Annotated in this window: 8 protein-coding genes; all 8 read left to right on the forward strand. The window is 40.2% G+C overall.

Going from position 1 to position 16652, the window contains the following annotated elements; translation table 11 throughout:
- Positions 1 to 287 (forward strand): T9SS type A sorting domain-containing protein (locus BACCELL_RS09415; RefSeq protein ID WP_007211501.1); only part of this gene is annotated, 287 nt, incomplete at its 5' end.
- Positions 288 to 311: 24 nt separating this feature from the next.
- Entirely contained in the window at positions 312 to 7175 is a 6864-nt protein-coding gene (locus BACCELL_RS09420) for a TreTu family toxin (RefSeq protein WP_007211502.1), read from the forward strand.
- Between the two features lie 7 nt (positions 7176 to 7182).
- The gene (locus tag BACCELL_RS09425; protein WP_007211503.1) at positions 7183 to 7476 is read left to right on the forward strand and encodes a hypothetical protein; all 294 of its coding nucleotides are present in this window, start codon (positions 7183 to 7185) and stop codon (positions 7474 to 7476) included.
- A gap of 91 nt (positions 7477 to 7567) precedes the next feature.
- On the forward strand, positions 7568 to 8215 hold the full coding sequence (locus BACCELL_RS09430) for a DUF6563 family protein (protein WP_007211504.1): 648 nt from the start codon (positions 7568 to 7570) through the stop codon (positions 8213 to 8215).
- 11 nt (positions 8216 to 8226) lie between these two features.
- Complete coding sequence (locus BACCELL_RS09435; protein ID WP_007211505.1) at positions 8227 to 8880, forward strand: hypothetical protein; 654 nt, start codon at positions 8227 to 8229, stop codon at positions 8878 to 8880.
- Between the two features lie 689 nt (positions 8881 to 9569).
- Positions 9570 to 10052, forward strand: a complete 483-nt coding sequence (locus tag BACCELL_RS09440) for a T9SS type A sorting domain-containing protein (protein ID WP_007211507.1) — start codon at positions 9570 to 9572, stop codon at positions 10050 to 10052.
- 20 nt (positions 10053 to 10072) lie between these two features.
- Entirely contained in the window at positions 10073 to 16279 is a 6207-nt protein-coding gene (locus BACCELL_RS09445) for an RHS repeat-associated core domain-containing protein (protein ID WP_007211508.1), read from the forward strand.
- A 34-nt stretch (positions 16280 to 16313) separates the two neighbouring features.
- A partial coding sequence (locus BACCELL_RS26830; protein ID WP_007211509.1) for a hypothetical protein occupies positions 16314 to 16652 on the forward strand: 339 nt, incomplete at its 3' end.

Genomic DNA, 16652 nt, shown 5'->3' on the forward strand with positions numbered 1-16652 from the left:
GAGCGATGAAGAAGAACCATCGGTATATGAAGAAGGAACTTTCAGAAACGAAAGTTACTATTTATCCCAACCCGACAAAGGGAGTACTTAAAGTTGATATCTCAGGAGTTGAAAAGTTTGAGAACGCCCAAATATCTCTCTATGATCTTACCGGAAAGCTGTTGCAGCAGTGGGCGGGTATATCCCAGTCCAATACAATTGATTTATCCGAACGGACTCCAGGAATGTATATCATGCAGGTTGCCTACAATGGTAAGATTAGCAGCTGGAAAATAATTAAAGAATAAGATAACCTTAAAACACACTCCTCCATGAAAACACATTTATCATTGATATTTTTTATCGTGTTGTTCTCATCCTCTGTTCATGCACAACAGGGAAATACTAGATCATATCCAATTGAAGTTGGCACTTATAATTCTGAATTTGATTATTCAGATTCACAAAACACGGAAGATTTTACAAACAATTATACGGGGCGACCTTCCAATGATGTTTTTTATAAATTTACTATAAATACTAGGATGAAGGTCATCATGAAGCATTGCGAATCAGAGCTTTCTGATACCTATTTGAGCCTTTTGGATGCTTCCGGAAAATTAATTGACTATAACGATGATGCTGACTTCTCCATGGGCTGTGGCGGTGGTGCTGGAGAAGCTTATTTATCAAAGATACTGGATGCCGGCACGTACTACGTCGTGGCAGAAGGATATGAAGAGAACGGAGTTATTACTACTCAAATAACTGGGATGTTTTTATCTTCAGAAGGGGATAGTCGACAGAATGCTATTGACGCCGGTACTTACAGCAAGAGTTTTGACTATTCTGATATACAGAATATGAATCTTTTTTCTAATCAGTATGCAGCCGGAGAACAAGAGGACGTTTTCTATAAGTTCACATTAACCCGTAAAATGATTGTAACAATAACTCACTGCGGATCAATGGTCTATGAAACTTGCGCCTATCTGTTGAATGCCGCGGGAGGTGTCATTGCTTCCAATGATTATTACTCAGATGATGGTGGCTGTTCTTCATCCTCTCATGCCTTTATACAGAGAACTTTAGAACCGGGCACCTATTATATAGTATCGGAAGGATATGATACAGCGGAACTTATTACTACTAATATTACCGGATATGCCTCGGAAGATTTTGATTATCCGGACATTCCCAACACATATAGTGCGGAACCGGAAGCCGTTGGCTCTCTTGGTGGAACTTTTGATGTATCGGCTACTGGAGCTGCTACGTATTCAATTCCTATTAAAATTCCGCAAGGTGTAGGAGGTATGCAACCTACGCTTGCTATCGTTTATAATAGTCAGGCAGGAAATGGAATGTTGGGTTGGGGATGTAATTTGTCGGGAATGTCAGTTATAACTCGCGGTCCGAAGGATATGTATCATGACGGTACAGCCAAGGCATTAACTTTTTCCGCTGATGAGGCTTATTATCTGGACGGTAAACGCTTGATTTATTCTTCTGGTACTATAGGGCAAGAGGGAGCCGTATATTATTTGGAATCCGATCCTTTTACTAAAGTGATTGTTCATGGCACATACACTACTTCTACAGCTAATACATGGTTTGAAGTACAATCTTCTACCGGGCAGATATGTTATTATGGAAATACAACCGGTGCTCGACAAAGCTACACAGCCGGTAATTTCCCCAGAATCTATGCATGGTATCTGGATTACGTGGAAGATCCGTTGGGTAATTACATGAATTATACCTATAATAAGTGGAGTTACTGCATGTACCCCAACACTATAATGTATGGAAATAATAAGAATGGGAGTACTGGTTTACAGAATACGGTTACTTTCAGTTATGAAACTCGCTCCAATGATCCACAGCTATTTGTTATTGAAGGCGTAAAAGGAACCATGGATCGTAGACTGAAAACCATTACAAGCAAAACGGGAAATTCGGTTTACCGTGTTTATGACTTGCAATACAATACCACCGGTGATGCTTCCGGTACTAAATATTCACGTCTGACAAGTGTTACGGAGAGGAATGGCGCCGGCGATGTTATGCAACCTGTTAAGTTAAACTGGTCTTATTTGCCTTCCCTATATAGCATTCCTGTTTCTCCTCAGGTGAATGCTGCTTCTGTTTATCCAGCAGTCGCATTTTCTGAACAGCAATTTATTGCTGGTGATTTCAATGGAGATGGTTTGACGGATATGATGGGAATCTCTCCTGTAAAGATACCGACAGGTACGAATTCTTGGACTTATGATACTTACGCTTATATATATTGGGCTTCGCTGGACTCTTCTGGAAATGTCCGATTTGTCGATGGAACGAATTATCGTCTTGGAGCAAGTTTTCAATTGTTTGACATGCAAGAGTACAAAGCGGGATCGTCCGTCATCGATTTTGATGGAGACGGTCTGAATGAATTTGTAGTACCACATGTAAGCATCAATGATCATTGGAAGCAAATAGCTTTTTATGTTTATGGAAACACGGTTCAGGGGGCTTTCGGATATAACTTACAATACAGCAGCGAAATGCCCGCCTATGCTACTGGTGATTTAAATAATGACGGAAAAGGAGATATTGTTTTCATAGAAAAGGGACATAGTGGTAACAGGTATCCGGGTGAAATTATTGGGCATAATTCAGGAACATCTTTATATCGCACGGCATTTAATTTGACTTTACCTTCTAGTCCTGATAAGGTATTTGTATCTGATCTCAACGGCAACGGGTTGGAAGATATGATGGTAATTTATAGTGGAGGTTATACCATCTTTTGGAATCAGGGTAACGGAATAACAGGAACCACCTTTTCGGATGCTAAGAAAACTACGGGAACCAATGTTTCTAAAGTGTGGATGATTCGTTCCGGTGATTTCAATGGCGATGGTTTAATGGATATCCTAATGAACAGTACCGGTGAAAGTAGTTGGTATTTTGCTTTGAATAATGGCAATGGAACTTTTACTAAGTCGCAGGCATGCACATTGGGGCTTTACGATCAGAGCTTTACTTCAAAAGATGATTCAAGGTTTGATTGCCTTATATATGATTTCGATCTTGACGGGAAATCGGATGTGGTGATAACCAAGGCCATGTATGATAAGAAGAGCGCTATATTTCAAGGTTCTTGGGGCGAATTCAATAAAACTTATACCTATTGGATGCATTCTACAGGAAGCGCGCTTACCATAGTGCGTTCGGCGACTTCTAACAGAGATGAAGATGCCCTCTCATCCCGTTATCTGGTGGGCGACTTCAACGGTGACGGTCAGGTGGAACTGATGAATTATGGTTACAATTGTTATAATAGTAGCGATGCAAACAGAGACCCTGTATGGCGATTATACCCTAATAGTAGTTACAATACAGACAAAGGTAAGGTAACTTCTGTTACCGGTGACTATGGCAGTGTGACGAATATTACTTATACCTCCCTTGTCAATGGCGGTATCTATACCAAAGGTACGGGTAGCAGTTATCCTATTGCCGATTATACTTTGCCTTTGCATGTAGTAAAGAAAGTAAATTCGGATAATGGTGCGGCAGGCAGAACAATGACAACTAACTATCGCTACAGTGGCCTTAAAATGCATTTGCAAGGAAAAGGGCTGTTGGGAATGTCTTCCATGATAGCTGAGAATACGACGTTGGGAACGGTTTCTGAATCTGGTGTAAAAGCATGGAATACTTCCTTCTATATACCATCTGCTACCTATACTAAAAATACCATAGACGGCAGTACGGCTGAAACTAACACTACGCTGACTATTGTGGATAAAGGCTCCAGGAAATACTTTGCTTACCCTTCATCTACTACAGAGAAGGATCTGGATGGCAATATGATTACTACCACCCGTCAGTTCAATACTACCTATGGTTACATGACCCATGAAAAGGCAGACTATGGTAATAACATGTATCGCACTGTTCAATATGGCAACTATACCCTTGCCGGAAAAACCTATCAGCCCCAGCTGATCACAAAGGTACAGAAGCATACGGACGACTCGTCGACTTTCACGCAGAAGATGGAAATCACGTATGATACCTCTAAAGGATATAAAACGAAGACTGTTGAAAATTATGGTTCCTCTTTGCCTTTAACTACTGAATTCACCTACGATACTTGGGGAAACGTGAAGACGGAGAAAATCAGTGGCTCTGGAGTTTCCGCCCTTACCAGCAACTATGATTATGATACAACGAAACGTTTTATCGCTAAAACTTCTACTAATCCGTTGTCATCCATTATTGCTTATACATATGATACTTGGGGAAATGTCCTGACGGAAACTGACGAAAGTGATACTTCCAATAAGTTAACAACTAGGCATACGTTTGATGGATGGGGGAACAGACTGTCTACTCTTTTTCCCGACGGTACTAAGAGAAGTTATCTGAGTGGTTGGAATGTCAATTCAAGTAAACGATTCTTTACGCTTGCCCAAGCTACGGGAGAGCCCTGGATAAAAACCTGGTACGACAATCAGGGGCGTGAGGTATTGGTAGAAACAATCGGTCCCCAAAGTATGTCCATTAAAGAGGCTACGACTTATAACAACAAAGGGCTGATCACTCAGAAAAAGACAGAAACTGGCAATCTTACCACGACGGAGAACTATACGTATGATGCTCGTGGGCGAGTGCTGACCCAAACAAGCAGTGCAGGGAGATCCGTTTCTTACGCTTATGGGAACCGTACAGTATCGAGTACCACAAACGGGAAAACTTATACCCAAGTCTATGATCCCTGGGGTGGAGTGAAATCCGTGACCGATCCGGTTTCCAGCATTGCCTATACTTATAAGTCACTGGGAAAACCTCAAAAGATAGTCACAGGTGGAGCTACTTTCACTATGACTTATTATGACACGGGCAAGCAAAAGACGTTGACCGATCCCAATGCAGGTACCATAACCTATACGTATGACGCTGCCGGACGATTGAAAACTCAGGTTGACGGGAAAAGTAAAACCACGACAAATACCTATGATGTGCTGGGGCGTATGTCCTCTTCCGCAACGGATGGTGTAACTACGACCTATACCTATGGAACGTCCGGCAACAACTTGCTGCGTCTGACAAAGGAACAGACGGGTAATAATTACACGACTTATACGTATGACAATTACGGTCGTACGAGGACTGAGACACGTCAAATAGAAGGAACAGGTGCTTTGGCATTTACTTACTCTTATAACTCACAGGGGCAACTGAGTAATATTGCCTATCCTGGATCTTTGACCGTCAGTCGCAACTATGACGCTTATGGCAATCTGCGACAGGTGCTGGCAGGTACGCAAAATATCTGGGAACTCACGGGAGCTACCGGAACTGTCACTACTACCAAACTTGGCGGTACATTGATTTCTACCGAAACCCGTAATTCGCAAGGCTTACTTAGTAACCTGAAAACGATGAAAGGCACTACGTCGCTGCATAATATGAACTATGTGTTTGATGGTGCTACAGGCAATCTTACTTCGCGTACGGGTATGATTGGGCAAACGGAAACCTTCACTTATGACAGTGCAGATCGTTTGACTGTTGTAAAGCAAGGTAGTTCTACAGTCATGAACATGGGTTATCATGCCAATGGTAATATTGTTTCTAAAACAGGCTTGGGTTCATACAGTTATGACAAACCTCATGCGGTAAGTACCGTTGACAATACCGGTGGCCTGATTTCCGAGAATAACCAGACCATTGCGTATACTGCATTTGATAAAGTTTCCTCTATCAGTGAAACGGTCGGTTCGAACAATTACCTGTTGAACATCACGTATGGTCCTGATCGCCAACGTTGGAAATCTACGTTGAAGACGAACAATGCGGTTGCACGTACGACTGTATATGCGGGCGATTATGAGATGGTCACCGAAGGCGGTGTAACGAAACAATTATATTATCTTGGTGGCAATAACGGTTTGGTAGCGGTATATGTGAAACAATCCGGGCAGCCTGATAAGATTTATTATGCCCACAAAGACCATTTGGGCAGTGTTGTGAAGTTGACCGACAATGCGGGTACTGAGGTTTTCAAGGCTTCATACGATGTCTGGGGCAGACGTACGGTAGCTAATAATACCTTCAAGTTCCACCGTGGCTATACGGGACATGAACATCTGGATGAGTTCAAGCTGATAGACATGAATGGCCGTATGTATGATCCGTTACTGGCTCGGTTCTTGAGTCCTGATCCGTTTGTTCAGATGCCTGATTTCTCACAAAATTTCAATCGATATACTTATTGCTTGAATAATCCGTTAATATATACGGACCCGAGTGGGGAGTTTTGGCATCTCATCATTGGTGCGGCTATCGGAGGAGCAATAAACTGGGTTGCCAATGGTGCGGATTTAAGCTGGGAAGGATTGTCCTATTTTGCTACAGGTGCCGTTTCCGGTGCATTGACCGCTGCTTTTCCCGGTGCCGCTATCGGCATTACGGCCGGTGCCGGTGCTGCCAATTCTGCGATTGGTCAGGGTTTTAACAATGGGTGGAACAATATCAATCTGCAGCAAGTTACATTTGACGGTATAATGGCCGGTACGATGGCTTACGTTGGTGGTGAAATTGCAAGTAAGTTCGCCGGTCCCGTTCAGAAACTGACGGAAAAGATATCGTCTCCGATGCTTCGGGAACTGATAGTGCATGAAGCTTCCGGTCTACCTTTCGGTACAGTGATGGGTGGGATAATGGCTGTAGCTGATGATGACCCCAATACCTCCTTCTTGGACGGAATGTGGAGCGGTGCCAAAAAGAGCTTCGTGACAAGCGGATTATCGGCAGTTGGGAGTGCGGCGAATTATTCTTTGGATAACAAAGTGGGCATGCTTACAGGGATTCCCAAAGGAGGCGAGGTAAGGGTTGGACGTTGGATGTCTGAAAATGAGTATAATATAATGAAGAAAACGGGACGTATGGTGGAAGGACCGGAGGGATTGACATTTGTCGCAACTGGAGGATCTGATGCTTTTCAAGGAGCCAAAGTAGGTTCTGTATATGTTGAGTTTAAAGTACCTAAGAATAGTCTAATACAAGGCGGAAAACCTAATTGGTATAAAACTGTTGGTCCCAGTGCTAAGGGAAGTCAAATACGTGCTTTAAACAAACAAGGTGGTCAAATGTTGCCTAAAGTACGTAGTTTATCACCGATATTGAAAATTAAATAATAAGACAATGAAAGATTTAGGATGGGTTCAGAAAAATCTGATTCCACATTTAATAGATTATACTATTGAATGTAACTATTATAGCGAAGGCGATTTTGGTTCTCTTTATGCGATTACCTTTGAATCATCCCAAAAAGGAGGATATATTCATTTTTGGGGTTCAGGTTGGTTTGGAGTCGATGTTTATGATTATGAAAAAGATGAAGAGGTTCTTAATGTTTTATTAGAAGATAATGAAATAGAGGAACAGGATCAACTTCTTGAAAAACTGAAGAAAATATTATTACCAGACATGGAATAATATAGGTTGAGTGCAACCCGTCCAACCGGATATATCATCCGGTTGGACGGAAAACATTGAATATTTAAAATCATACTCAAATACAAATTTTATGATACGGAATAAACACATCTTAGGTTTGATGCTGTTGCTATTTGCAACTGCCTCTTTTGCTCAGAGCAGATGTGCTCTTTCATTTTCCGATTACATGGATGGAAAGTTTACTGCATTGGAGAATCTCACTATTGAATCCAGGTCTAAAAGTAAGAGATTTTGGAATGGAGGTGCTGATTTTAAACCAGAGACAGGTAATAAGGAGACGGATAAGTTATTAAAGAAAGATGTAAAGTATATCATACATCAGGATACCTTGTATGTAAACTGCCGCCAGTTAAGGTATCAGGGATGTAAGTTTGGCAGCTGGTATGCGCCTGGTTTTCGTTTTGGTACCGGTAGGATTTGTTTCATCAGCACTAAGATTGGCAAGGAACAGACGAGTGAAGCTGTCACTGCCGGCATACTCTTTGGTGCTATAGGTGGGGCGATCGTAGCATCTAAGCAACTGAAAAATAAGGCTTGTTATCTGATAGAGTCTGACGATAAAGAAGTGAAACTTATTACCAAAAACAATATGAGGACTATTTTGCTGAATTATCCAGAGTATTCGCAAGAGTATAACGCTCTCCCGGAGAAAGAGAAAGAATCGGCTGCTGTAATCATAGAATTTCTTGTGAAGACCAATTTACTAATGAGATATTAAAAAACTGTTAGATGAAGATTATGAAATATATATTGTTGACGTTTGCCTTGTTTTACTTGAATGTAAGTATTTGGGGACAAGAGAAGAGCATTGGTATTACGCTTGAAGATGTGGCCGGAATGAAGGAAAAGGAAAAAGAACAGGAGAAAGCTATGCGAACTCCGAGAAATACGTTCATTGTCAATTTGGGTTATGGTTGGATAACGAGCAGGGTAGAAATGCGTTCGGGCACTTACAAGTGGAAAGGAGGTCCGGAGTATAAAGTGGCGTACAACTGGGTTGGTAAAAAGGGTTATGGATTCGGACTGGAGTGTGCAGCTTTCAGCACTGATTTTCCTGAAGAAACTGTGACATTGGGATATGTGGCTCCTTCCTTAGTTTATTGTCAGAAGATTGATGAGAAATGGATAATCAGAGGAACTGTGAGTTTTGGGTATGCCTGGAATGGTGCAGGCAGAGACCGATTCTCGGGGATAGCAGCCGAACTAAGTTGGGGAGTAGAGTATATGTTGAATAGAGTGATAGGGCTGGGACTGGGTGTGGAATGGTGGCGAGCTTCTCTCACTCGTCCTGATGACTTCAGTTCTGCGGTAATTGTGATTGATAGTGAACGTCATGGAGTAAATCGTTTGGGAATTCAAGGTGGACTGAGATGCTACTTTTAAATCGTTTTCTATAATCGGTGGTTATGTCTTTTTAACCAATCATATCTTACAGTTCTTTCAGCCCTTGTCAACTGCCCTGTTCATCGGCCTTCCGGCTGAAAGTATTTCCTGAAAGGAAAGATTCTTTGCTTTCAGCTTTCAGCCGATATTGTAATCATGAGATTCTTCATGCTTAATAAATGCTATTTCATTAGAAACTTTAGTATTGGAAAATTCACGTATTTCACTGTATTGAATCTATAGATGGAAGGTGTTGGATCTATAGATGGGAGACGTTGGATCTATAGATGGGAAACGCTGGATATATAGATGCGTCATTGAATTTTATTAGATAGTATTTTTTAGTAAATATCATTGTTTGTTTTGGGGTAAAAGAAGCAATGATAACCATTAAAACATTGCTTCTTTTCCTGCGCGTTTTTATGCACAGTGACTATTCTCCTTGTCAACTTGACCCTTGTTTCACTAAAGAAGTATTGGCTGAAAGCTGAAAGCAAAGAATCTTTCCTTTCAGGAGATACTTTCAGCCGAAAGGCCGATGAACAGGGCAGTTGAGGAGAGCTGAAGAGCTGTAAGATGAAAAACAACTTTTCTTGCTGAAGTAGGTTTGTTACCACTGTTACCATATAATATTTTGTTTTTATGTGAAAGTTGTGGTTATTTGAAGCGTCAATAAAATCTTATATCACATGAAAACAACATTTCTACTTTTAAGAATTCAAACATCTAAACGGATAGTTGCCATATTTCTGCTATTCGTGGTTTTATCTATGTGGGCTGCTGCTGATGCATACGCTCAAAACAAAATCAAGTATACTTACGACAGTGCCGGTAATCGGTTGTCTCGCCAAAAGGAAATTGTGGTTCAGACAAGGGGAGTCTTGAGCGATGATGAAGGAGAGCCTTCCATATATGAAGAAAAACTTTCGGAAACTAAGGTGACAATTTATCCCAACCCTACCCGTGGTATGCTCAAAGTTGATATTTCAGGAGTTGAGAAGTTTGAGAATGCCCGAATATCTCTCTATGATCTTACCGGGACATTGCTGCAACAATGGGGCAGTATATCTCAGTCCAATGCGGTAGATATATCTGATCGAACTCCGGGGATGTATATCATGCAGATAGTCTATAATGGTAATACCAGTAGTTGGAAAATAATTAAAGAATAACCTAAAGCTAATACGCTATTATGAAGAGAAGAATATTTTTTATCTTGGTACTGTTATGTACCTTATCAGGATATGCCCAAATCTCAGTAGGCCGGGATTCTCTTGTTATAGATCCATTAAAAGATGAATTCATGCAAGAAGCTGATGAAGACGGACTGTATAAAATCGTGACAGAAGTCAATGAGTTGTCGTCGGAAGACAGTGCCGTCCGAAGTGAAGTTCTTTCGTTAGACGCCCCTCTCTTGAAGCCCCCGTTGAAACCATTAGATCCATTTGAACCGTTAGAACCGTTAGATCCTCTTTTGCCGGCGCCTCCATCCCTGCCCGAATTGCCAAGCACGGTAGAGATAGACCGGGCAAAAGCAGTAGGTGAAATACCTATTCAATCGAGAATAGAAAATGGCTCACTCACATACAGTGTACCTATTGAAATATATGGAGGGAAAAACGGACACCAACCCGCTCTTGCCTTATCTTATAATAGTCTGATGGGGAATAGTATTGCCGGATACGGGTGGTGTATAGGAGGATTATCCTATATATCTATTTGTAATTCAAACTATTATTATGATGGAAGCAATGCAAAACCGGCTAGTTTAGATAAGAATTCTGCCTATTCATTAGATGGGAGTCGGCTTATTAAGATATCAGAAACGTCTTCTCAAATCGATTATCAGACAGAGCACGGCAATGTGAAAGTTACATTTTATGCACCATCAGGAAAATACTATTTTGATGTTTGGTATCCGGATGGAAAGAAAGTAACTCTTGGATATTCCACCAATACATCGGCACAAATTACTTACCCGATTACTAAAAGTGTAGATGCATTCGGAGACTATATTGATTTTACTTATCTGTTGGATAATAACGTCTATTATGTCACCGAGATCAAATATGGCAGCAATTCTACTCAATATGGTGCTGTAAAGTTTACCTATCAGACAAGAAGCGATGTTCAATCTTCTTATATAGCGGGGCGGCTGATGAAGGATAGTAAGTTATTGTCGAAGATAGATACATATTATCAATCATCAATGCTTCTTAGTACTTATACGCTGAGTTATGACACAAGTATATATAGTTTCTTGTCTAAACTCAGTCTTAAATCGAATGGCAAAGAAGTTAATCCGCTGATGTTCTATTATGGAGGTGAGTCTGACGAAAGTCGTTTCCAGACAAGCACGGCTTTTCTTGAAACTTATTTTGCTAACAGTAAGGCTCCTGATCTTATCCTGCATAAGGGTAAGTTTAATTCTCTTACCCGGAGTGAGGGACTCGTTGCCTATCCTAATTTTGAATCTTATGGTATAACCGCTTATGATAAAAAAGGAAATTACCAGTATGGAAGTAAATATGATCCTGCACAGAATCTGTTGGTTTATAAGAATCTCGGAGATTACCTCTGTTCACCGGTAAAGATTCAGGCAGGTAATGGATTCCAGAAATTATATCCTGTTGATATAGATGGCGATGGAAATGATGAGCTGGTTAGAATTAATTATTGGTTGCATGATCAGAACAGCGCCAAAGTAGATATTACTACCTATGATAAGAATATGACAGCCCGGAATGCATCCTTCTTATTAGAAGGAACATTTGCAGAAGGCAGCAGGCAAAGTGCTGTTCCCAGATTATTCATTACCGGAGATTTCAATGGAGATGGGAAGATGGAATTGGTTGCCGTTTCGGGTAACAAACTTCCGAAGGGGGAAACCAGGACATGGTCAAGAACCACTATGTTTAATCTGGAAGTGAGGACTAAGATATATGATCAAACTCCATTCTTATTTGATTATTTTAAAGATGCGCTTTTTGCTGTCGACTATAACGGGGACGGGAGAACGGACATTTGCCTCATAAACGGAAGTGGAACTTATATTTACTCATATCAGGGAGGTGCTTTTGTGCAGATTGCATATACAAGCGGCATTAAGAGCACAGATATATCGGGTGCTTCCAAAAGAGAATTGTTGGTTGAAGATATTAACGGTGATGGGCTCACCGATTTTCTTTTAGGTCCGAAGAAGAATGATTACTGGATTGAAATGAAAAAACGCCCTTGTGGTGAATGTAGTGGCTGTAGAGGTGAGATTATTGATGATCCGATAATAAAGGATCCCTTCCTCCCTAATAATGGTGGTAAGGTTGATAGCGATAAGGCTTTTGAATTTACCACTCCGTGTATCAGACCCATTTCTTATCCGGTAACTCACTATAATAGTACGTATAAAACCTGGACTGCTTTATTGGCAACCGGTAGTGGATTTGTAAGCAGCACATTTGAGTTTTTATCTAATTCCGATACCAATTATCAGTTTCTGTTTCATGATCTGAATGGTGATAAACTTCCCGATTTAGCTGTAAAATCCGGAACTCAAATCAGTGTACATCTGAACCAGAACGGTAAACTGAATACTGTGGCCGAATCTGCAAAAGTGACTGTAGATTCTGATTCTCATTTTATAACAGGAACTATAGGAGATGGTTATAGTTGTAGGACCAGCCAATTGCTAAGTATAAAGGATGCCACTGTCACTCCAATCTCCTTTACACGTAATGATGCCCGGGGAAGAATGCTGACCGGCATGATTAACAGTTATGGGGTAATTGAGAAATTTGATTATGAAAATCTTACTAATGGCAATATGTATTGGACGACATCTGGTTATAGTACAACTTTCCCATACAATAAATTATATATGGACATCAATGTTGTCAGCAATACATATTCTTTTTATGGCAATACGTATTTGTCTTCTAAATCATACTATTACAATGATGCCGTTACACATCGCCAAGGATTAGGATTCAGAGGATTCAGGAAAATTACAATGCATGATAATATGAAAGGGACTCAGGTTGAACTGACTTTTGATCCAATGAAGTTTGGAGTTATAACCCAGTTAGTTAATCCTATGTCTGAAGCTTCTTATTATTATACTGTATCTATTGCCTCAAATAAGGTAGCCAAGATAGCATTGAGCAATAAAACAGAAAAGGATAAATTAAAGAACACAACTGTTAGTTCTAATTACATTTATGATACTTATGGTAATGTGACCCAAGAGACGGTTACTTACAGTGACGGCCTTATAGTAACAACCAACAACTCTTACCATAACACAAATGATGCTTCTACTTACAGGATAGGTTTTCTGTACGATCAAGTAACCACAAAAACAAGAGATGGCTCAACATGGGTTGACAGGAAGTATATACCTGTATATTCTAATCAGCTTCCGGTTGTAAAAGTACACTATGCAAATAATAAAGCGATTTCTCAAGTCAGCTATTCATATCAAGATGGGTTGGTATCCCAAGAGTCTTTAAGAGAATATGCGTCGACTACCAATCTAATTACAAAGTATGAATATGATTCTTATGGGAGAGTAATAAAGAAAATAGATCCTTTGGGATTGATTGAAACATATACATACAATTCAAAAGGGCAACTGTCCTCCATGAAAAATCATAAGAACCAGGAAACCAGCTTCAACTATGATGATTTTGGCAGAAAAGTTAAGAGTGTCAAACCTGATGGTGTCATAGAAACGACTTCGTTTTCATGGGCTACTTCTCCGGCTTCAGCTTTATGGCTTTCCACTGTTTCCGTTACAGGTTCTCCGGCATCTCAAACTTATTACGACGCTTGGGGTAGGGAAGTAAGAACAGGAAAACAACGTTTTGATGGGAATTATGTTTATACAGATAATGTATATGATGAGAAAGGAAGTTTGGCTAAAGTTTCCATGCCATTTAAAGGGAGTACGCCCGCACAATGGAACGTATATACTTATGATGCTTATGACAGGGTTGTATCATTGAAATATGCTTCGGGCAAGGAAGACACATTTTCGTATTCCAATACGAGTATTACCTCAGTGGTGGACGGCGTATCAAAAACAGAGAAATATAATGCTTCCGGAGATATAATATCAGTTACCGATCCCGCAGGTACTACTACTTATAATTATAGACCGGACGGGCAAATGATTAGCGTAGTTGCTCCGGGGCAGATTACAACTACATTCGGGTATGATGATTTTGGAAGACAAACTACAATGAACGATCCGAGTTTGGGCATTATCCGATATGCTTATGACACTATGGGAAATGTTGCCCAGGAAACTGACGCCAATGGAAATGTCACGAAGAAAACTTATGATAATTTCCATCGCCTGATTAAAAAGGAGGTTGCCGGGCAGACAATAAACTACGGCTATAATGCTGACAACCTCATAGAATCTGAGGTAAGTTCAAACGGGACGTCCAAAGCCTATACTTATGATGCTCTGATGAGGCTAAATACTCTGAAGGAAACGAATGTGGATGGAAAGTGGCTCAAAAAAACATTTACTCACACCAATGGGTGTATATCGGATCTGACGTATGCCTCCAATATCGGTAATATTGTGACTGAAAACTATACATATTCTTATGGTAATCTTTCAGAAGTGAAACTTAATAACTCGACATCTATCTGGAAGTTAACTTCTGAAAATGCGTTAGGATTGACGACCGGTGTAAACACAGGAATTTTAACCCGCACCTATTCTTATGACGCGAACGGGGCTCCAACAGGTAGAGTAGTTAAAAATGGTTCTACAGTTATTCAGAATTCCGGATATAACTTTAATGCCAAGACAGGTAATCTGAACTGGAGAAAAGACAATGTAAGGAACATTCAGGAAAACTTTGGTTATGACAATCTGAACAGATTGACAAGTTTTGCCGGAAAAACGGCTACTTACAGTAACAATGGAAATATAACCAATATATCTAATGTAGGAACTTTTACTTACAATGCCGAAAAACCTTATGCTATAGCATTGATTACTCCTTACGGCACGGAAGTTCCACTTCGGGAACAACAGATTATTTATAATGTTTTAAGAAGACCGGAGACTATTACTGAAAATGGTTATGTAGCAACATTTACATATAATGGGGAAGGCAATAGAGTCAAAATGAATCTGAAGAAGAACAATCAGGTCCAACTCAATAGATATTATTGGGGAAATCAATATGAATTCGAGACAGGAGTTGCGGGTTCAAAGGAAATTCTGTACCTTGGCGGCGATGCGTATTCAGCGGCGGCAGTGTATGTGAAAGAAGGTTCAGGGGCTTGGGTTGTTTATTATCTGTGCAGGGATTATCTGGGCAGTATAACTCATACCGTTAATTCTTCAGGTGGGTTGAAGCAGGAGCTAAGTTATGATGCATGGGGGAGGTTGAGGAATCCTGCTAACCAAACTTTATATGCGGTTGGTGCGGAACCTACGTTATTCTTGGGCAGAGGTTATACCGGGCATGAGCATCTGACAGCTTTTGGTTTAATTAATATGAATGCAAGGCTTTATGATCCGGTTATTGGTAGATTTCTATCTCCTGATCCGCAGTTGCAGGAACCGTATTCGAGCCAGAATTATAACAGATATTCTTATTGTTTGAATAATCCGTTAAAATATAATGACCCCAATGGAGAGTTCATTTTTGGTATTTTCAATTTTGTGAAAGATTTATTTGTAAATACTTTCATAAAGTCCTGGTCGAAAGGCATTAACGCATGGACTAAAAAAGAGAATTGGCGTTCCACAATTAATGCCTTTAAACTTGATCTTGGTTTGTTTAAGGGAGGTTTCTGGGATGTGGTGTCAAGACTTACATGGCAATTAGCGCAAACAGGTTTGGGTAATTTGGTAAACCAAGTTCTGAATACTTGTTATCTCGTTAATGAAGTGAACTACTTTGATGGTGCGGTAGTGATTGATTCTAAAATAGATGTGGGGGGAATGACATTAAGTAATTACATATTGGGCCCTCCGGGCTTCAAACCTGATTTTAGAGACCATTTGTTTGTACATGAGTATGGACATTATTTGCAAAGTAAAAAACTTGGGCCTGCATATCTGTTTGTTGTAGCTAAGCCAAGTCTTTTAAGTTCGACATTTGATAAGAATAACCATGGTAATCGATGGTACGAAACTCATGCTAGCAAATTGGCGGCAAAATATTTCGACAAGAAATATGGTACGGGGGCAGAGGCGTATCAGGAGTATGTAAATCAAGGGGAGAACCCTTATGAGTATGATGATATTTTTAATGTGGATGTGTTCAAAAATGGAGGTAGTCCTGCGTATAATCATCCAAGAGGACGTTCTTATAAAGAACCTCATCCTACCAAGCCTAAATGGAATGGTTGGCAAGACATATTCTTTTTCTAAAAATGCAGGTCAACTAATTAAATAAATAGAAGATATGAAGTTTTTAAAATTTTCACTAATTGCTTTAATCCCTTTTATTTTATGGGGATGTCCAGACAGAGATATACCATTCGATTCAACTGTTATATTTATAAATAACTCGGATAAGACATTGCTGGATTATTGTAGAGATAATTATTATCCTGATACTACAATACAGGTTGAGGGTAATGTTTTTGATGATAGAATTAAAAAATTCGCTATAGCCCCCCATTCGGTTCGTAGAAAGCAAACTAGTTGGAGGTATGAAATGAAACAGCCATATTCTACAGGTGTCATGACAATCTTTCTTTTTGACATGGCTGTCGTTGACTCTGTTCCTTGGGAGAAGATC

This window comes from Bacteroides cellulosilyticus DSM 14838, from assembly GCF_000158035.1.
Classification (GTDB): Bacteria; Bacteroidota; Bacteroidia; order Bacteroidales; family Bacteroidaceae; genus Bacteroides; species Bacteroides cellulosilyticus.